Here is a 17,691-nt window from a genome sequence, read left to right as displayed (position 1 = left end):
CGCAAAGTTAGGCATTTTCGCTATAAAATACACCTCTTCTTGCAATCTTTGGCCGATTCTAAATGAAAGAGCCGTGAGATTCCGATGTATTCCGCGGCCGTGTTTTGACAGTTTCGATGAAAAGCGGTATCTTTGCAGGAAGATATGGAATTTCAGCTACAAGCAACAGACGCCCTTAGCAACGCGCGCGCGGGGCTTATAACTACCGACCATGGCCGGATTGAGACTCCCGTGTTTATGCCAGTTGGCACAGTGGGGAGCGTAAAGGCCGTACACCAGCATGAACTGCGCGAGGATGTCAACGCCCAGATTATACTCGGCAATACGTATCATCTCTATCTCAGACCCGGCACCGAGATACTCCGACAGGCCGGCGGTCTGCATAAATTCATAGGGTGGGAGCGCCCGATTCTTACCGACAGCGGGGGCTTCCAGGTGTTTTCGCTCTCTTCCAACCGTAAGCTCAAGGAGGAGGGTGCATATTTCCGCAGCCATATCGACGGCTCCAAGCATCTGTTTACACCGGAGAATGTAGTAGACATAGAGCGTATTATCGGCGCCGACATAATGATGGCTCTCGACGAGTGTCCTCCCGGCACCGCCGAATATGATTATGCGAAAAAATCGCTCGGTCTTACCATGCGCTGGCTCCACCGTGGCTGGAAGCGCTACAAGGAGACCGAAGGTCTTTATGGCTACCGTCAGGCATATTTCCCTATCGTGCAGGGGTGCACATATCCCGACCTGCGCCGTCAGGCTGCCCGTGAGGTGGCCGAGCTTGGCGCCGACGGCAATGCTATCGGAGGTCTGGCTGTGGGCGAACCCGCCGAGGTGATGTACGACATGATTGATATCGTCAATGAGATACTTCCCGCCGACCGTCCGCGCTATCTGATGGGAGTGGGCACTCCCGCCAACATTCTCGAGGCTATCGAGAGGGGCGTCGATATGATGGACTGTGTGATGCCTACCCGCAACGGCCGCAACGGAATGCTGTTTACCCGCCACGGTGTGATGAACATGCGCAACAAGAAGTGGGCCGACGACTTCTCTCCGCTTCAGGAGGATGGCCCGAGCTATGTCGACCGTGCCTACTCCAAGGCATATGTGCGCCATCTCTTTGCCTCGCAGGAGATACTTGGCATGCAGATTGCCTCAATCCATAATCTTGCATTCTATCTCTGGCTCACGCGTGAAGCCCGTGCACATATCCTTGCCGGCGACTTCAAGCAGTGGAAGACCGAGATGCTCGAGTGTGTAACCCGTAAACTGTAACCGAAAACAGCAGGCTTTATGAAGAAACCGTTTAAGATTCTCGACCTGTACATTATCAAGAAGTTTCTCGGCACATACTTCTTCGCCATACTTCTGATTCTGGCCATCACGGTGATGTTTGACATCAACGAGAAACTTGACTCGTTTCTGAAGGCGCCGATACATGCTACGATTTTCGATTATTTTCTCAATTTCCTCCCTTACTTCGCCAATCAGTTCAGTCCGCTGTTTACCTTCATTGCGTGTATCTTCTTTACCTCGAAATTAGCTGACAATTCGGAGATTATCGCAATGCTTTCGTCGGGAGTGAGTTTCCGGCGGCTTATGCGCCCTTATATCGTGTCGGCGGCAGTGATTGCGGCTCTTACATGGGTGCTTGGCGCATATATCATCCCTCCGGCCAATGTGAAGCGTATCGAGTATACCAACACGTATGTGAAAAACAAGCGTGTCGACTATGGAAGCAACATCCAGATGATGGTTGCGCCGGGCGAGATAGCCTATATGAGCCGCTACGACAACACTACGCGCACGGGCTACCGGTTTTCGCTCGACAAGTTTGACGGAAAGCGCCTTGTGTCGCGCCTTACAGCCAATACCATACGCTGGGACTCTCTCTATCAGTGGCAGGTGCGCGACTATATGATACGCGATATCGACGGGATACGCGAGCATATAAAGCGCGGAAGCCGCCTGGATACTATGATTCCGTTTGAACCGCGCGACTTCCTCATATCAAAGAATGACCAGGAGACGCTTACCTCGCCTCAGTTGCAGGAGTACATAGCTCGTCAGAAAGAGCGCGGAGTGGCCAATATCGAGGCTTTTGAGATTGAGAACGAGCGCCGTTACGCTATGTGTGCGGCTGCATTTATCCTTACTGTCATCGGTATGACCCTGTCGTCGAAGAAGGTCAAGGGCGGCATGGGCATCAATATCGGCATCGGCCTGGTGTTGAGTTTCAGCTATATCCTGTTTATGACCGTCACCTCGACATTTGCGATATCGGGATATACGTCGCCATTCGTGGCCATGTGGATTCCCAATATGATATATATTGTAATTGCGATAGTGCTTTACCGGCGTGCATCGGCAGGGTAAGGCTCGTAAACAGATACACACATAGAGGCCCGCGACAATGGATACGTCGCGGGCCTCTATGTGTATCGGGATGGTGCGGTGTGTCAGATGCGGTCGAGTACGGTGGCGATGAGGTCGCGCACGGCTGTCTTGTAGTTGGGAGTGGCCTGTGTCGATACACGGTTGGCGATTATTGAGCATACCGTCATGGCGCGATGTCCCATGAGCAGTGCGAGTCCCTGGAGGGGTGCCGACTCCATCTCGTAGTTGGTCACCGGCTCACCGTTGTAGCGGAAAGCCTCTATGCGGCTGTTGAGGTCGGGATTGGCCAGCGGCAGGCGCAGTTCGCGACCCTGCGGGCCGTAGAATCCGACAGCAGATATGGTATGTCCGCGCACCATGTCGTCGCGGCCTATCTGCTCTACGAGTTCCTTGTCGGCAGGCACTACATATGGAGCGGCCCAGAGCGGATTCCATCCGACGAATTCGCAGAACGCCTTTTCGTAGTCGAGGTCCGACACACTGTTGCGTCCGGCATAGTAGTTGAGCACTCCGTCAAATCCGATGGAGTGGGCCGCTATTACCGGAGTACCTACGATAAGCTCGGGCTGCAGGGCGCCGGAGGTGCCGATGCGTACGAGAGTGAGGGTGCGGTGTTGCGGTTTCACTTCGCGTGTGGCGAAATCGATGTTGGCGAGGGCGTCGAGCTCGTTGAGCACTATGTCGATATTGTCGGGCCCGATGCCGTGGCTTATACACATAATAGGTTTGCCCTTGTATGTGCCGCCTATCGTATGGAACTCGCGTGATGATACCTCGAATGTCTTTGTATCGAAGAAAGACGCTACCATGTCGACACGCGACGGATCGCCGACAAGGATTATGCGGTCGGTAAGTTGTTCGGGCAGGAGATGGAGGTGGAATATCGAGCCGTCGGGATTGATAATCATCTCGGAGGCTCCTATGCGGCGTGGTGTTGTCATATATTGGAAAACAGTTGAATTTTGGTTAATAAATTATATTGTATATAACGCTTTGGGGGCAAAAGTGATTGTCACAGACGGGCGATGTCAGCGCGCCGGGCGATACTTTCCACCCGGATATGTGAGTATATGTCCGGCAAATTCAAGCGACATGAGCATGGCCATCAGCTGCGACACGGGAATCGACAGGTCGACACACATCTGGTTGAGTGACCCCTCGCCCGATGTGTGGAGATAGTCGATTATCCTCTCTTCGTCGGGTGATAGGATTGGCAGCGAGGGCTGCAGGCCCTCCTGCCTGTCGGGGATGGACTCCCAGCCCATTGCGGCTATTAGGTCGTCGGCACATGTAATCAGTGCAGCCTGGTTGCGCGCTATCAGAGCGTTGCATCCCTTGCTGTATGTGTCGGATATGCGTCCGGGGAGCGCCATTACATCGCGTGAGTATGACATTGCTATCGATGCGGTGGCGAGCGCACCGCCGCGTTCGGCCGACTCGGCCACGACTACACAGTCGGCCATGCCGGCCACAATGCGGTTGCGGGCTATGAAGTTGCCGCGGTGCATAGTGTCCTGCGAGGCATATTCTGTCAGCATGGCGCCTCCGGCACGCAGTATCTCTGCCGCAGTCTGTCGGTGGGCGGCGGGATAGAGAGTGTTGAGGCCATGGGCGAGTACCGCTACTGTAGGTATTCCGGCGCGTAGTGCGGCCCGATGTGCGGTTATGTCTATGCCGTAGGCGAGTCCGCTTATGATTACAGTGTCGGGGCCAAGTTTCGCGGCGAGGTCGGATACGAGATTTTCGACGAACGAGATACCGTAGGGTGTGGCGCGGCGTGTACCTACGATACTGATTATGTGGGGAGCGTTGAGCGACGCATCGCCGAGAGAGTAGAGTAGCAACGGCGCGTCATCGCATTCAGCCAGCCGTGCCGGATAGGCGCTGTCGGTGAAGTATACAGGCCTGATGCCGGATTTCTGCATGAACGACAATTCGGTCTCCGCAGCCTCGACCAAAGTGCGGCGGTAGCTCCCGGCCATCATGGCGGCGGGGAGGTGGGGCATGCGCGATGAGAGTTCTTGCGACGAAAGGTTGAAGAATGCCTCTTCGGTGTCGACATGCTGTAGTATCTTTTCGGCTACAGAGGGGTTTATACCTTTTATGCGGCTGAATGCGATACGGTGTATCGTGGATCTGTCGGTCATGGTAATGGCGTGTGGGTGGATTGGAGGCCTACTTGGCAGGGAGCTGTCAGAGGTATGCTTTGAAGAATTCAGCCAGTTCGTCGCCGCGTGTAAGGCGACCGTTGAATGTCGACACACAGCTTACCTTGCCTGATACGACGAGCTGTCCGTCGGCGTTGTATATGTCCTGGGTGAATATAAACCTGGCTCCCTTGCGGGTGAGGTTGAGGCAGCTGATAAAGCGCTCGCCGAGGTGGAGCGGTGTGCGGTAGTCTACCTCGACACGGTTGAGCACCGGATCGATGCCCTGTGCGTGCATCTGTGCGAACGACATGCCGGCATGCTCGCAGAATTCGTGGCGGGTATGCTCGAAATAGTGGAGATATATGGCGTTGTTCACTATGCCTTCGGCATCGACTTCATAGTCGCGTACCTTCATCGGGAGGGTAAATATATATTTCTGTTGCATGGGTATTCACGGTTACTACACAAATTTATGAAAAATAGGTGAGACGATGAAAAGGTTGTTTCACATTCTATAAGTTTTATTGAACTGCCCCTCTGCAACCATGGTCGGCGGTGTGGTGTTTTATTATTGGTAGAAGTTGTTAGATACTGTGAAAGCAGGACATGGTACAACAGGTCCTGCGGCCTACAGCGCGGCGGCCTTTAACCCTTGCCGACGCGGTCTGCAATTTCAGCCACAGGACCACTGGAAATATGGTAATTCTCCGGTACGTATCCGATTTGAGGACGTGTGCCGGAGTTTTTTTGAGCGTGGATGGAGTAGGTCTACTGCGCAGGATGCACGGTCAGAGTGAGCGGGCGGAGGGTGAATCCGTTGGCAACCGGTGTGACCGATACTGTAGCGGGGTTGTCGAGCGGAGCAAGCATGCGCACTGTTACCTCAATTTTTCCTTCGGCTCCCGGCTTGAGCAGGTAGCGCTCGGGGATGTCGATTATCAGTCCCGAAGGGATGGGGGAGGATGTATTGCCATCGGCATGGCTATTGCCGCCGGTAGCTACTGAGCTGATGTGGAAGGTGAGATTGAGAGTCTCGGTAGAGTTGTTGGCAAATGACAGTGCGCGGGTTTTTGACGCGCCCTGCAGCACGGTGCCGAAATTCATAATCTTGTATTCCATAAGCAGACCGTGGCCGTAGTCGTAGCGGTATTTTTCGGTAAGCGGGTGGGTGCCGGGAGTAACGTCGCCTTTCACCCATATGCGGTTGTAGCGGTTGCCGTTGGAGAATACGACAATCTCTTTGCTGAAATGTCCGGGTCGGTAGTCGGGGTCGAATGTCACGTCGACATATCCGGTGTGTGCAGGCAGCACAGGGCGTCGGGATACTTCGGCATGTACGCAGCTGCATCCGGCACGTGCGCGTGTGAGTGTCACTGTGTCGCGTCCGGTATTGGTGAATACAAACCGGTGAGTCACCTTGCCGTCGGTCTCGCCTATGGAGCCGAAATCGTGTATCTTTTCGTCAAATCGCACCGACTCGTTGAGAGTCTGGGCTATTGCTGTGGCAGATGTGGAGATGAGCAGTGTGATGAGAGTGATGAGGAATCGCATGTGGAGTGACATTTGAGAAAGGGAGCAGATATCCGGGGTTGTGCCGGAAGCTGCTCCCTTTTTCGGAAAGAGTAGTTATTGAATAGTGTTTAACCAGTGGTTCTAATCCATTCTGTCGACATCATTATTATTCATATGCCCAGAACTCGGCCATAGCCTGTCCCTCGCCTGTGCCGCCATAGAAAGAGTGGGAAGTGAGGCGTACGTAGCGCATCTGGAAGGGTGCCCAGAACGCGAATGCGCAGTTGCGGCTGAGTCGGCTCCAGGTGCGGGTGCCCTGTACGGTCCATTCTTCTCCGTCGACACTTGTCTCTATTGTGCCGTCTTTAATCGCGTAATAGTTGCCGAAGTAGTTGATCTGCACGCTGCTCAGTGTGTAGACTTTGCCGAGGTCGAAGGTGGTGATTACTTCCTCGTTGGTAGCATCGGCATGATTGGGGACGAAGTAGGCATAATTGTTGTTGTTGCCGTCGAAGAGTTTTTCGGTGCAATCGGCGCCTGCTCCGGTGGCGGGAACAAAGTATGAGGCGGTCCAGCCGGTCTTGTCGGTAATCTGTGTGCCTGTAGCCTGTGTGGCCGACTCGTTGACCATACCTGCCTTCACATCGGTTAGTACGCCGATATATGCGCATCCTACTGCCTGGCTCGGTGTTGCACCCGAGGCCGACGAGATTCTGATGGGCAGAAGATAGGCCTTTTCGGTAAGTTTCGACCAGTCGGCGTTGGCTGTGTTTACAGTCACGGCAATCTTGTCGTCCGAACGGGTTTTACCGGCGGGGATAGTCAGGGAGTTGGAGGCGAGAGTGACAGTGATTCCGGCATCGGCGGGAATTGTGGCGTAGCCTGGCACCGACATGTCGGGAGCCACTTCGAGAGTGACCTGTATGTCGGAGGGTGCATTTTTGGTGCACAGCACGTCGATTTCTATATCGCCCGGCTCGTCCATCACTATCGGTCCGACGGGAGTGTGATATAATAAGTAGGAAAATGAGTTCTTGGGCATTCCCTCGGGGAAGTCGCCTGCGATGTTGACGTAAACGAGTGTGTCGGGATTGCCGACAACGTCGTATGTGTCGTCATCGCCGCATGAGGTCATGGCAACTGAGCCGATGGCCAATGCGCATATGCCTAAAAGATATTTAGTTTTCATTGTTGGATTGCGATGATGGGGTTAATTATTCAGCACACTTGTTATTCTCATCGTTGGCCCAGTTGACAGCACCTGCCGCTTCGGGAGTAGACACCATTACGCCGTTCTCGCTCTTGTCGCGGCTTGTATTGGCCCAGTCCATGTCGTATCCGTGGCCTGTCGCGTCGTGGAAAATCGAGCCGGAGCCTTCGTTGAACTTCCAGTATGCCACGAGACCTTCCGAGCCTGCGTCGACACCACATGTGCCGAGTTTGATTTCACCCGGAGAGAGCGCACGGTTCCATACGCGCATCTCAGCGATGCGTCCGTTGAAGCGCTGGCTTGTGGGATATCCGCCACCCCATGACATGCCGAGCTCGATGCGCTGGAAGTGAATGGGGTCGGTGCCTGAGTAGGAGCCTTCGGTGTCCTTGTTGCCGTCGATATACATTGTGAGGTTGGAACCGTCGAATGTAAACGACAGGAGATACCAGCGGTTGGTGTCAAACAGAGTGTTGGAAACGATATTGCCGCCGGGGCATACCCACTGGAGCGAGCGTGCGGGCTTGCCGTTCTCTGAGAATCGGAGCATCGATGAGTTGCTTTCGTCCTTTGAGGTGAACGAGCAGAGGCGTGTCGGGTTGCCGTTGCCGTTCTGATTGTAGTTGAGACCCCAAACTTTGAGCTCGTATGTAAATCCGCCGCTCATGTCGACCATCTTGCTGTCGTCGAATATGAAGTTGGAGTACATGGTGGGATTGGTGATATCGAGAGCGGTAAACTGGAGAATACGAGCTACCTGGAGATAGGCTGTACGCTGTGCGGCGAGAATGTCAACACCGTCGGCATCCACGATTGTGACGGGGATAAGGTAGGTGCGTCCTTCCTCAAAATCCTCGGTGCTGACCACGCGTACCTGGAGTGCCTCGGAGAATGATTTTCCGGCAGGAATCAGGGCACGGTCATTGACGAGCTGAGCGGCTCCGTCGGGTATGGGGAAGTAGGATGTCTGGTGCATGCGGTTGTATTCATCCACCTTTGAGGGGTCGATGGCAACCTTCACGGTGATGTCGCGGTCGAGCGGAGCGACGAGCGAAACCGAAACGTTTTCGGAAGAGGGGGTATCCTCGACAACGAATTTACGTATAGGATCGACATCGGTGCCCGACATGAACGCGAGGTTCTTGTCGTAGTCGAATTTGTCGCCTTCGGAGTTGCATGCAGTCAGAGCGAAAGCCGCAGCAGCAAACAGTATCGAGCGATGTAATATAGTAGTTTTCATTTTATTTGTCGGTTGACTGATTGATTAGTAGGGAACAGCTGGATTCATAATCTGTATGGCCTGGCGGAATGCATTGTAGGGTATGCCTGACACATCGAGGAAATTGTCGTCGAGATAGTAGACACCGCATCCGCCTTTGCGACGACCGTCGCCCGGCTCCCATTTTGCATACTCGAGCAGCATGCCGTTGTGGCCTGTGGGGCCGAATCCTTTACCGAACTGCTCGCAGAAAATCTGCTTTTCAATCGGGTATCTGGACGAGGGGCGGAGTCCGCCTGTCTGGTCGGAATAGGCCTGCTGCACGAAATAGTCGCAGTAGGGTTCGCAGTCAGATCCAGGCTGGGCCGAGAAGTAGTCGACTATGAGGAGCATGTCGGGATTCTCTCCCATCGGTCCCCAGTACTGGCCGAGAATCTTCACGAGGCGGAATATGTTGGTCTCATTCCAACCCTCGTAGTCGATATCCACACCGTTGAGGCCTGCGTCGTTGACCTGCTTCATAATCCAGCGTGCATATGCTTCCATTACGTCGTCGGATACGTTTGAGTCACCTGCCATGTCGTATTCAACGCCGTCTACCTCAAATTTGTGGCGGTAGTGAGATGCGTCGGCATGCATCACGAAGCGTGTGCCGAGTTTCTCCTGGCAGTACTTCATGTCCTTGTATGCAACGGGGTGGGTGTCGGGCATCGGCACGGCCATCCAGAGGTTGACGATATCGATTGAGTCGGGGAGGCCGATGAGACGCTCGCCGAGCGACGCCGGATCCTTGAATCCGACAGCGCCTTCTACAGGAGCCCATGCCGCATAGTAGGCGAAGCTGACTTCATGGTCGGTCTTCTTGAAATCGCGGATATTCTTGAAGTAGGTTTCGTCGAAGGTGTAGGGCTTCTGCACGTCGATGTGCTCTACATCGGTGTCGCACGATGTGAGGGCTGCGGCGCCTGCCATCATTGCTACGAGACCATATATCTTAATATTCATAGTGATATTACTTTTTCTGATGGATTATAGAATAAGGGTAATCAGAAGCGGGTGTTTTTGTCCCACCATGTGCGTGTGCCGGCATTGTCCGCTCCACCGAGAGCCTGCACGCCGAGAGCTACGCCTGCGGTATTGTTCTGACGCTCCTGGAGGCAGAAGGGGAGACGACGGGGACCGAGTTCCGACTTGACAACATTGCCTGAGCCGTTGGTCTTGGTGTCGATGAGGTCGGGATAACCGGTGCGGCGTACTTCGGCCCATCCTTCGGCTCCGTTGGGGAAGAGTGATATCCACTTCTGTGTGGCGATACGCTCAAGTTTTCCCTCGAAGTTGGCTGAGGCATCCCATGCGGGAGTCAGTCCGTTGGTTGTGAAGGTGTAGTTGTAGCCTGACACGGGGTCGGAATATCCTGTGATTGTGTTGGTGCTCGACAGGTATTCGCCAATTGATACACCGGTCTCCTCCATCGCTGTTTTCACACCGGCTTCGTAGAACGACTGTGCGTCGCCGAACTCGGGCCAGCGGAGAGCGGCCTCTGCGCGCAGGAAGAAACTTTCGGCTGCGGGCATCCATACGACGGGGGTGTTGTACTTGGTGATGTTGAAGTGGGAGCACTTGGTCTGGTAGTCAGACAGGTTGCCGGTGATGCCGAGGGGCACTCCATAGTAGTCACCGTCGACAGCAGTGAAGTAGGCCGAGCAACGGGGGTCGCCGAGCTGCTTCATAATCTCTACGATTGAGGCGCCAACGCGGGTATCGCCTTCGTTGAATTCGTAGTCGATTACATAGAGCGGGTTTTCATACTGCTGAAGTTCCTGGCGGAGTTCGGCACGTTGTGTCTTGGTCTCGATGAATCCGATGGTGTTTTCCATCGATTTCTTAACCTCGGCTTTGGCGAGATCGGGGTTGGCGTATACGACACGGAGTGCAAGACGCATGCGCAGAGTGTTGGCAAAGCGTATCCAGCTCTCGGTGTTGCCGCCGTATACGAGGTCGTAGTCGGGAAGTATCTCAGTGCCTCCGCCCACATAGTAGGCCGTGAGGTCGTCGATAGCATCGCCGAGTTCGGTGAAGAAGAGGTTGTAGACAGCCTCCTGCGAGTCGTAGTTGGTAGTGCTGCCGTAGTTTACATAAGGAATCGGGCCAAATGTGTCGGCTATTGGCGACATGCCGGCTACCTTTACGATATTGGCGATGGCGAGCACCTCCGAGTTGTTCTGCTCCTTGGCGAGCTTGCTTACCTCGAGCCAGGGCATCATTATGCCGGTGTATGCTTCGTTGAATGTGGAGTTGATCCACTGGTCGTTCATCACATACTGCTGGTGGGTCTGGAACGCACCGAGTGTCGAACCGGCATATCCTGCAAAGAGGTCGTGGGAAAGATTGCGGCTAATCTGATAGTCGGAGCTGAGTTTGCCGCCGAGCGCCACGAGGATGACACGTGTCTGCATCTGCTGGATGAAGGCTCCTGTCTTCAGGTTGTCGACCTTCATCATGTCCTCGGTCACGCCGTTGGGGTTGATGTTGTCCTCCATATCGATACACGATGAAGCGAGCAGCGACAGGGCGAGAGTGGCAACCGGAAATATTTTATTATATTTCATGAGTTTTCGATTGTTGGGATTAATTAAAACTGTACTTTAACCGAGAATCCGAGTGTGCGGAGGCTCGGGCTCATAAAGTTGTCGATACCCTGCATGTAGGTGCCGGTAGAGGCTGTAAGCTCGGGGTCGTAGGGAGCCTTTCTGTAGAAGAAGAAGAGGTTCTTGCCGATGAGCGACACGTTGAGGCCCTTTACAAATCCGCCCCACTTCTGTACGGGGAAGTCGTAGCCGAGGGTGAGCTCGCCGAGGCGTACGTTGGTGGCTGAGTATACATACCATGCGCCGATACCGCCGCTCTGTCCTGCCGAGCCGACTTTCTGGTAGAAGTCCTGTGCGGGGATGGGACGTCCGTTGACAATCACGCCGCCGTTGAGACGTGCATCCTCGGTCTGCTTGGAAGCACCGTAGTAGTCGAGTACGGCCTGTGTCTGGGAGATGCCGATACCGCCTACGCGGGCAGTGATGAGGAATCCGAGGTTGATGCCTTTGTAGTGGAGGTCGTTGCCCCAGCCGAGATTGTACTTGGGAGAAGCGTTGCCGACTTTAATCCACTGGTCGGGCTGTGTTGTAACTGTCTGGTCAATGGGATTGACGTGGATGTAGCCGTGCTCGTCGGTCTTGAGAGTGTTGACATAGATGTCGCCGATAGAGCCGCCCTTGGTAACACGAGTCTGATACATGGATGTCGATGCCATAATCATCTCGGTGAGGGGTGCGGGTTCGCCGGTGATGGGGTCAACGTAGTCGGATGCGAGGTCTTTTACCGTGTTGCGGTTAATCGAGTAGTTGAGGTAGGTGGTCCAGGAGAGATCGCCCCATGTGTTGGAGAAGCGTGCCGAAAGCTCGATACCCTTGTTGTCGACGCGGCCTCCGTTGAAAATCTCGGATGTGTAGCCGGTAGAGGGAGCGAGCTGACGCTCAAAGAACTGGTTGAGAGTACGCGAGTAGTAGAAAGTAGCGTCGAGACGGAACTTGCTGTCGAACATCGCGAGGTTAAGACCTGCTTCCCATGCTTTTGTGCGTTCGGGCTTCAGGTTGTTGTTGGGACGGCGTGTGACAGTGGTGACTGCACCGTCCTTGATTTCATATGTAGGATTAGCGATGAATACTTCAGGGGCATTACCTACTTCGGAGTATGATACACGTACCTTGGCGAAGTTGAGTATGCGGCTCTGCATGCCGAGGATGTCGGTGACAATACCTGAGATACCTACCGAGGGGTAGAAGAACGAGCTTGTCGATGTGCCCTTGAATGTCGACGACCAGTCGTTGCGTGCAGAGAGGTCGAGGTAAACTTTCGACTGGTAGCCGAGCTGCATTGTGCCGAATACGGCGCGCTTTTTCAGATGGAATCCGTCCTGACGGGCGAGGTCGCGTCCGGCGAAGTCGACGTTGGCGAATGTGAAGAGGTTGGCAACGGTCTTGAGCTGTCCGCCGAAATAGTCGTTCTGGTAGTCGGTATTCTCGAAGTTGGCTCCGGCGTTGACCATAAGGTTGAGATTGCGGTCGAAGAGGTACTTGTTGATTGATGCAAGGAACTCGCCGTATACCTGCTGGTTGGTGATAGCCTCCTTGGAGTAGAAACCGTACTTAGATGCGTACTGGGTGTTGGTGCCGGCGTCGAATTTACGTTCGCGCGACTCGTTGGCGCGGTCGATTTTGGCGCGTGCGGTGACATTGAGCCAGTCGGTGAAGTCGTAGCGGAACTGAGCGGAAGCCGTGTAGCGGTTCTTCTTGTTGGGCATCTCGATGTTCTCTGTAATCCAGTAGGGGTTCATGAGAGCCATTGTAGAAGAGTAGGGGAAGTATTCGTCCATGAGTCCGCGTCCGGGATTCCAGCGCTGGTAGGCCTGCATCTTGGAGAAGTCTTCGCCTGCGGGGAAGAGGTAGAGCGACACGAGGGGGTTGTAGTACAGGCCCTGTGAAGTCATGTTCTTCTCGTTAATCTGGCTTAGGTTGAAGCTGAGGTCCATTGTCAGCTTGTCGTTGGCCATCTTGGTGGTGTTGCGCACAGTAGCGTTGTAGCGCGAGTAGTTGTTGTTGTGGACTACACCCTCGGCATTGGTGGTACCGATAGAGAGGTATGTCTGGTTGCGGGCGGTACCTGTTGTGAGAGCAGCCGAGTTGGTGACGTTGAATCCGGTCTGGAAGAAGTCGGCGGGGTCGAATGCGCTCTTCTGAGCGAGTCGTGAGCCCCAGCTGAGGTAGCTTCCGGTCTCGGATGGGCCGAATGATGTCTGAAATTCGGGCATCAGGGCCACGCGCTGGAATGTGGTGTTGTTGGAGATGGTGACACGTGTCTGACCTTCCTCGCCTTTCTTTGTAGTAATCATCACAACACCGTTAGCAGCGGCCGAACCGTAGAGCGCAGCTGCAGAGGGTCCTGAGAGCACCGATATGTTCTCGATGTCGTCGGGGTTGATGGCCGAGAGGGGGTCGCCGGTCTGTGCAGCACCTTCGTATACGCCTTCGGGCTGAGTGGCAGCGCGGCTCATGTCGAGCATGGGGATACCGTCGACCACATAGAGGGCGTTGTTGTTGCCTGAGATAGACTTGGCACCACGCATTACCACACGAGTGCCGCCGCCTACGCCTGATGCAGAGGCGTTGATGGTGACACCGGCCACCTTGCCTGCGAGGTTGTTGACGAAGTTGGCGTCGGCAATGCGAGTAATGTCTTCATTGTCGATTTTCTGCACATTGTAGGAAAGAGATTTGGATTCTTTCTTGATACCGAGGGCGGTAACGACTACTTCAGAAAGATTCTGAGTCTCTTCTTTCATAGTTACGGTGAGTGGCTGACCGGTTACTTTCACGGCAGTCTTGGCGAAGCCGATGTAAGTAAATTCGAGAGTCTGGCCTACCGAGGCTTTTACGTTGAAGCGGCCGTCGATGTCGGTAATGCCGACAATCCCTTTGCCTTGGATACCTACTGACACACCTGTCAGAGGATCACCATTGGCATCGAGAACCTCTCCGCTCACGGATGTTGCTCCGGCAGAGGCGGTTGCTTCTCCCGAAGTTGCAGGGGCATTGCCCTGAGCAGACAGCATGGGAGCACAGCATAATGCGCACGCCACAACTGCATACTTTGTTTGGATGAACTTTGGATTCATGGCACTTGGGCTAAATTAATATATGATTGGTTTAACTAAAAATAAGTCAAAATAATTATGGTGTCGCCATTGTGATTATGGCGACCCGATAGCAGACAGTATTGATTTATTACGCACAATATCAAATCAATGTCGAATTAAGTTTACGGATGCGGAAGAGACAGACATCTTTATACGGCGCAAAGGTATTAAGAAAATATAAAAACGGGGGGGGTAAAAGTTAAATATACTTAAACGAAAAAATCGTATTATGTTAAAACCACATTTGGCAATTGTTAATTTCGATAGTGTGTGGTCTAATGAGCGGAGCAATTTATATATAATAATGTAGAAAATCCCGACGCATGTGCCGCTGTAGCGGAACTTGCGTCGGGCAATGTTGTGTGTATGCCTAAAGTGCAGGCTGCTGATTTATGTAGTTGATGTTGTGTGGGCTATCAGCGGCTGTAGGAGATGCTTGAGTGGCGAGAGATGAAGTTGAGCGACTTCCACGCACTGCCGGCGGATTGCTGCAAAGGCACTGTGAAGGTTATGGCCTTTGACTGCCCGGGCTCGAGTTCGTAGTGGCGCGTGTCGCCGGTGCGTGTTCCGTCGACATACATGGTGAGTTGTCCGGTGTCGGTGAGATTGCCTGAGTTGGTTACGTTGACAGTTACGATGTCGGAGCCGTCGGTGAGATTATGGCGTATGTCGGAGATTGCAAACTCATATCGGGCGGCGGCCGGGATATCGTAACGGAGAGTTCCGGTAACTCCACGTCCCTCGGGATATCCAAGTGAATCCTTTATGTGGTCTTTTGCCGTGAAGTCGGGGCTCATGCCGCCTATCATAATTTTGAAATCGCCCGGCTCGACCACGCGGTCCATGTCGACGTTGAGCAGAGAGAGGTCGTAGGGTGTGAGGGTGAAGGTGACGGTATGAGTCTGTCCCGGCTCAATGGTAATGCGTCGGAAACCTTTGAGTTCCATTACGCGAGTCTTTACTGAGGCATACATGTCGGTGACGTAGAGCTGAGCCACTTCGTCGCCGGTGCGTGAGCCTGTGTTGGTTACGTCGGCTTTTACCTCGACATTGCCGTCGGGCAGAGTGGATATGCGCAGATTGGAGTAGGCGAATGTGGTGTAGCTGAGTCCGTAGCCGAACCTGTAGAGCGGGTAGAACTCCATATCGACATATTCATATCTGCGTCCGGAGGTCTTGAAATTGTAGTTGAGGGGGAGCTGTGCGGCGCTCTGCGGGAATGTCATCGGCAGGCGTCCGGCCGGATTGCAGTCGCCGAAAAGCACGTCGGCAGTAGCAAGTCCGCCCTCCTGACCTGGAAGCCAGTTGACGAGTATGGCCTTTGTCTGGCGCGATGCCGACGACAGGTCGTAGGGGCGTCCTATCTGAGCAACCAGCACTACGGGAGTGCCTGTGGCGCATACGGCATCAAGCAGTTCCTGCTGCATGCCCTGGAAGCGCAGTGAAGCGAGGTCGTGGTTTTCGCCTGATGTGGGGCGTTTCTCGCCGTCGATTGAAGGATGGCCCGAGTAGTCGCCGAGCACTACCACGGCCACATCGGCCTTGCTTGCTGCAGCAACTGCATCGGCGAGTCCCGATGGGTCGTCGGTGGTGAATCCGCAGCCTTTAGAGTATATAATCTTTGTCTTGGGCGATGCCGAGGCTTTTATGCCGTCGAGTACTGATTTTATCTGCCCGGGCAACTGTTTGCCCGAGTAGTCGCCGAGCTGAAGATTGTCGGCTCCGGGGCCGATTACCGCGATTGACCGAGTGTTGTCGGAGAGCGGCAGGATTGAATCATCGTTTTTCAGCAACACAATCGACTGGCGGGCCATCTCTCGGGCGAGAGCCACATGTTCGGGCGACTGCCATGAGGGGAACTGCTTGTCCCAGTTGAGCGGGCGGCTGGGATTGTTCTCGAAAAGTCCGGTGCGGAACATCACTCGGAGCATGTCGCGGCACACGTCGTCGAGAGCCGTCATGTCGAGGCGTCCCTCTGTCGCGGCACGTATTACATCTTTGTCGTTGTATGTGTCGCCGCAGTTTGTTGCAATTCCGGCCCGGAGCGCATCGTTGGCGGCCTCGATTTTGTCGAGTGCGGTGTAATGTTTGCGTGAGGTCATGTTGGCTATTGCACCACAGTCGCTGACGATGAATCCGTCGAATCCCCATTCATCGCGGAGTATGCCCTTTAGCAGTTCCTTGCTTTTTCCTACCGGCACACCCATATAGTCGCCGTAGGACATCATGACCGACTGCGGGCGGCATTCGCGAAATACGTTGCGGAATGGTACAAGATGTACTTCGCGCATCTCACGCTCGTTGAATCCGACATCGTGGCTGTCGCGTCCGCCCAGCGGAGCTCCGTGTGCGCCGAAGTGCTTGGAGGTAGTGATAAGGCCTTTGCTCTGGTAGCCGTTGACCCATGCCTTTCCCATCTCAGAGCATAGATACGGGTCTTCGCCGAAGCTCTCTTCGCATCGTCCCCATCGCGGATCGGTGGCGACATCAAGCACGGGCGACCATGCCGCTATTGAGCCGGCGTCGAGACTTTCGCGGCCTATTGCCTCAGTCACCTTATATAATAATGGTGCGTTCCATGATGCTGCCATGCCGAGTACCTGGGGAAACATGGTGGCTCCGGTGCCATAGCTGTAGCCGTGTATCGCCTCCACTTTTTTTATGTCGGGAATGCCGAGGCGTTTTACTCCGGGTATTCCCCAGCCTTCGCGTATGAGTTCCATTTTTTCCTCCGGAGTCATCTGCGCGAGCAATATCTCTATGCGACGGTCGACAGGGAGGGATGTGTCGAGGTAGGAGCGGTCAATGCCGGAGTCGTCGACAGCGGTATCGTCGGCTTCGATGGCAATCGCCATCTCGTAGATACTCCATGGCTTGGATATTACTCCCGGCTTGATGGCCATGCGCACATGGGCACCGTATTTAGCGGGAAATTTCAGTATTGTGTTGCCTGTCGGGCGGTCATTCACGACGGTGAAGCCGACAGGTTCGCCGAGGTTCATCGGGTCGTATGTGACAAATATCTCGATGGCTTTTTTTATCTGGTCGGGTGTGGCTCCTTTCTGAGTGAGAGTGATGCTCTGAACGTCGCCGGGGTTGGCTACAGTGGCCATAATCCACTGCGGTTGTTTGAGCCGTGCGGCATCGAGTGTCCACGCAGTTGTGCTGTTGTTGTCGAATGCGTTGGCTACTTCGGACGGGGATACTGATGCCGATGCCGACATGACCGAGGCGATTTCATTGCGTGCGGTTGCGGTGAGTGATGTCGCAGCCATTGACAGCGCTATGGCAAGCGCTCTACTACTGGTTTTCATTGGTCTCATAATCGTTTCGTAGAAATATATATCGTTCGATACTGCAAATATACAAAATTAAGAGCATGTTTAATAATAAATGTTACCGTCAGGGCGGTTAATCGTCGAGCAGATTTTCGCTTGTGATGAGGGAGTTATGGGGT

At 54.1% G+C, this 17,691-nt stretch carries 12 protein-coding genes; 2 read left to right on the top strand and 10 right to left on the bottom strand.

Features of this window, described 5'->3' with window-relative positions; translation table 11 throughout:
* The first annotated feature begins 144 nt into the window (after positions 1–144).
* Both tgt and K2I50_RS02665 read left to right on the top strand, forming a co-directional pair.
* The gene (gene tgt / locus K2I50_RS02670) at positions 145–1,275 is read left to right on the top strand and encodes a tRNA guanosine(34) transglycosylase Tgt (protein ID WP_301024703.1); all 1,131 of its coding nucleotides are present in this window, start codon (positions 145–147) and stop codon (positions 1,273–1,275) included.
* Between the two features lie 18 nt (positions 1,276–1,293).
* Positions 1,294–2,376, top strand: a complete 1,083-nt coding sequence (locus tag K2I50_RS02665) for an LptF/LptG family permease (RefSeq protein ID WP_301024702.1) — start codon at positions 1,294–1,296, stop codon at positions 2,374–2,376.
* Between the two features lie 83 nt (positions 2,377–2,459).
* On the opposite strand, the gene K2I50_RS02660 is transcribed toward K2I50_RS02665, so the two are convergent.
* The 10 genes from K2I50_RS02660 to K2I50_RS02615 all read right to left on the bottom strand — a co-directional run bounded on the left by K2I50_RS02660 (position 2,460) and on the right by K2I50_RS02615 (position 17,548).
* Complete coding sequence (locus K2I50_RS02660) at positions 2,460–3,338, bottom strand: nucleoside phosphorylase (RefSeq protein WP_301024701.1); 879 nt, start codon at positions 3,336–3,338, stop codon at positions 2,460–2,462.
* A gap of 87 nt (positions 3,339–3,425) precedes the next feature.
* On the bottom strand, positions 3,426–4,544 hold the full coding sequence (gene dprA, locus K2I50_RS02655) for a DNA-processing protein DprA (RefSeq protein ID WP_301024700.1): 1,119 nt from the start codon (positions 4,542–4,544) through the stop codon (positions 3,426–3,428).
* A gap of 46 nt (positions 4,545–4,590) precedes the next feature.
* Positions 4,591–4,992, bottom strand: a complete 402-nt coding sequence (locus K2I50_RS02650; RefSeq protein WP_301024699.1) for an acyl-CoA thioesterase — start codon at positions 4,990–4,992, stop codon at positions 4,591–4,593.
* A gap of 323 nt (positions 4,993–5,315) precedes the next feature.
* Positions 5,316–6,110 carry a DUF1573 domain-containing protein gene (locus tag K2I50_RS02645; RefSeq protein ID WP_301024698.1) on the bottom strand — a complete coding sequence of 265 codons (795 nt, stop codon included), beginning with the start codon at positions 6,108–6,110 and terminating at the stop codon, positions 5,316–5,318.
* Between the two features lie 115 nt (positions 6,111–6,225).
* On the bottom strand, positions 6,226–7,248 hold the full coding sequence (locus tag K2I50_RS02640; protein ID WP_301024697.1) for a BT_3987 domain-containing protein: 1,023 nt from the start codon (positions 7,246–7,248) through the stop codon (positions 6,226–6,228).
* 25 nt (positions 7,249–7,273) lie between these two features.
* A complete protein-coding gene (locus tag K2I50_RS02635; RefSeq protein WP_301024696.1) occupies positions 7,274–8,509 on the bottom strand; it encodes a DUF1735 and LamG domain-containing protein in 1,236 nt (411 codons plus the stop codon).
* A gap of 24 nt (positions 8,510–8,533) precedes the next feature.
* Positions 8,534–9,493, bottom strand: coding sequence for a glycoside hydrolase family 18 (locus K2I50_RS02630; RefSeq protein ID WP_301024695.1), 960 nt, complete (start codon positions 9,491–9,493; stop codon positions 8,534–8,536).
* 41 nt (positions 9,494–9,534) lie between these two features.
* Entirely contained in the window at positions 9,535–11,097 is a 1,563-nt protein-coding gene (locus K2I50_RS02625; protein WP_068959852.1) for a SusD/RagB family nutrient-binding outer membrane lipoprotein, read from the bottom strand.
* 23 nt (positions 11,098–11,120) lie between these two features.
* Positions 11,121–14,150, bottom strand: coding sequence for a SusC/RagA family TonB-linked outer membrane protein (locus K2I50_RS02620; RefSeq protein ID WP_289742417.1), 3,030 nt, complete (start codon positions 14,148–14,150; stop codon positions 11,121–11,123).
* Between the two features lie 500 nt (positions 14,151–14,650).
* Complete coding sequence (locus K2I50_RS02615; protein WP_301024694.1) at positions 14,651–17,548, bottom strand: glycoside hydrolase family 3 C-terminal domain-containing protein; 2,898 nt, start codon at positions 17,546–17,548, stop codon at positions 14,651–14,653.
* Between the last annotated feature and the right edge of the window lie 143 nt (positions 17,549–17,691).

The organism is Muribaculum sp., from assembly GCF_029051885.1.
Classification (GTDB): domain Bacteria; phylum Bacteroidota; class Bacteroidia; order Bacteroidales; family Muribaculaceae; genus Muribaculum.
Note: the sequence above shows the minus strand (reverse complement) of the source record. Positions and strands in the feature narration are given on the sequence as shown.